At 72.4% G+C, this 2381-nt stretch carries 3 protein-coding genes and 1 pseudogene; all 4 read left to right on the top strand.

From position 1 onward, the window contains the following. On the top strand, window positions 1-423 hold a 423-nt coding region (locus L0B03_RS16725; RefSeq protein WP_250447976.1), incomplete at its 5' end, for a DUF501 domain-containing protein. 40 nt (window positions 424-463) lie between these two features. Then, the gene (locus L0B03_RS16720) at window positions 464-1420 is read left to right on the top strand and encodes an exopolyphosphatase (RefSeq protein WP_250447974.1); all 957 of its coding nucleotides are present in this window, start codon (window positions 464-466) and stop codon (window positions 1418-1420) included. Between the two features lie 288 nt (window positions 1421-1708). Next, window positions 1709-2041 (top strand): PadR family transcriptional regulator, encoded by a 333-nt coding sequence (locus L0B03_RS16715; protein WP_250447972.1) that lies wholly within the window; start codon window positions 1709-1711, stop codon window positions 2039-2041. Beyond that, window positions 2038-2381: pseudogene (locus L0B03_RS16710) on the top strand (hypothetical protein); the annotation flags it as partial. The gene L0B03_RS16715 and the pseudogene L0B03_RS16710, both read left to right, overlap by 4 nt.

Raw genomic sequence — 2381 nt, 5'->3', positions numbered from 1 at the left:
GTCGTCGGCGTCGCCGCCCGGTGCGTGTGCGGGCGCCCGACCGTGGTGCGGACGGCCCCCCGGCTGCCTGACGGCACGCCCTTCCCGACGACGTACTACCTGACCCACCCTCGTGCGGTGGCTGCGGCGTCGACCCTCGAGGCCTCGGGGCTCATGCGGGAGATGACCGCGCGCCTCGCCGAGGACGCCGAGCTGGCGGCGGCCTACCGCGCAGCCCACGAGCACTACCTCGCGCGCCGGGCCGAGCTGGGCGACGTCCCGGAGATCGACGGCATCTCGGCCGGCGGCATGCCCACCCGGGTGAAGTGCCTGCACGTGCTGCTGGGCCATGCCCTCGCTGCCGGGCCCGGGGTGAACCCGCTGGGGGACGAGGTCGTCGAGCGGGTCCGGGACACGTGGTCTCCGACCGCCTGCACCTGCTGAGCGGCGCGCGCCCCCTCCCGCGGATGGCAGGCTTGCCCGCATGACACGTGTGGCTGCGATCGACTGCGGGACCAACTCCATCCGGCTCCTGGTGGCCGACGTGGATCTCGAGAAGAAGACCCTGACCGACCTGGACCGCCGGATGGAGGTCGTCCGCCTGGGCCAGGGTGTCGACCGCACCGGCCGGATCGCCCCCGAGGCCATGGCGCGCACCCTCGAGGCCGCGCGCCGCTACGCGGACATCTGCACCGAGCTGGACGTCGAGGCCGTGCGGTTCGTCGCGACCTCGGCCTCGCGTGATGCTGAGAACCGCCAGGAGTTCGTCGACGGGATCAAGGACGCCCTCGGCGTCGAGCCCGAGGTGGTGGGCGGCGAGGAGGAGGCCTTCCTGTCCTTCCGCGGCGCGACGGGGGTGCTCGCGGGCAAGCATCCCGGTCCGTTCCTCGTCGTGGACCTCGGTGGTGGCTCGACCGAGATGGTCCTGGGCACGACGTCGCCCGTGGCCGCGTACTCGATGGACGTCGGCTGCGTGCGCCTGACCGAGCGCCACCTGCACTCCGACCCGCCCACCCCGCAGGAGGTCGCCGCCGCGAGCGCGGACGTCACCGCGGCCCTCGAGGAGGCCGGCAAGGTCGTGCCCTTCGGCCGGACGGCGACGCTGGTCGGCCTCGCAGGCTCGGTCACCACGGTCACGGCCCACGCCCTGGACCTCGTGCGCTACGACCCGGCGCAGATCGACGGCGCCGTGCTGCCGACGGACAAGGTCCTCGCGTCGTGCAGGACCCTGCTCGGGCTCAGCCGTGAGCGCCGTGAGGTGCTGCCCTTCATGCACCCCGGTCGCGTGGACGTGATCGGCGCCGGCGCGCTGGTGTGGTCCGACGTCGTCGGGCACGTGCGCGCCGAGGTGGGCCGGGCCGGTGGTCGTCTCGCCACGGTGGTGACCTCCGAGCACGACATCCTCGACGGCATCGCCTGGAGCATCGCCGAACGCCCCTGACCGCACCCCACCCCCCACCCCACCCCACCTCGTGTCAGAACCTGGGATACCTCTGGCACCACGAGGTTCTGACACGAGACCACACCAGGCTCGTGTCAGAACCTGGGATACCCCGGGGTACCCGTGGTTCTGACACGAGCTGGGCGGGTTCTGCGACACGCGCGCTAGTCGGCTCTAGCCGGTACTGCGGTATCAAGAGTAGTGTCTCCAGTGCGGGAGCGGCCGGAGGAGCTGTCTCTCGCACCAGACCAAGGCCCACAGGGTGGGCCCTGCCCGAGGAGGGACCAGATGGACACCACCCAGCTCCTCAAGGGGGTGCTCGACGTCGCTGTGCTCGCTGTCGTCTCGGACGAGGACGGCTACGGGTACGACGTCGTGCGCCGGTTGCGTGGTGCAGGTCTCGAGGAGGTGGGCGAGGCGTCCGTCTACGGAACCCTGCGTCGGCTCTACGCCTCGGGGGCGCTCTCGAGCTACGTGGTGCCCTCGGACGAGGGTCCGCACCGCAAGTACTACGGGATCAACGCCCAGGGCAGGGCGATGCTCGACACCCAGCGCAAGGACTGGCGCGAGTTCTCCACCACTCTGACCGCACTGCTCGACACCGAGGGAGACCCGCGATGACCACCGCTGTCCTGCTGGACCATGTCGCCGCCTACGCGGCGGCCGTGCGCGGCCACCTCGGCGATCTTTCGCCCGAGCAGGTCGAGGACCTGACCGACGGCCTCGAGGCCGACCTCGCCGAGGCCCTCGAGGACCCGGCTGGCGCCGTAGCGACGGGGGAGCTCGCTCTCGGTGCCGTCGCCTCCGGGGTCCGTACGAGCGGAGACGGGGACCCGGCGTCGATGATCGACCTGACACGCCGCTTCGGGCCCGCCAGGGAGTACGCGGCCGAGCTGCGCGCAGCCGCCGGGCTCGGGGCGCGGCAGGTTCCCGCGTCCACGCCGGGCCTCGTCCGTCGGCT

Origin of the sequence: Actinotalea sp. C106 (assembly GCF_023630195.1) — a bacterium.
Taxonomy (GTDB): Bacteria; Actinomycetota; Actinomycetes; order Actinomycetales; family Cellulomonadaceae; genus Actinotalea.
The sequence above is the reverse complement of the archived record's forward strand: the minus strand, read 5'-3'. Positions and strand labels throughout refer to the sequence as shown.

What these genes read in the sequence shown, in the direction of transcription:
- L0B03_RS16720 (WP_250447974.1), top strand. Translation starts at nt 464, where the DNA reads ATGACACGTGTGGCTGCGATCGACTGCGGGACCAACTCCATCCGGCTC.
- L0B03_RS16715 (WP_250447972.1), top strand. Translation starts at nt 1,709, where the DNA reads ATGGACACCACCCAGCTCCTCAAGGGGGTGCTCGACGTCGCTGTGCTC.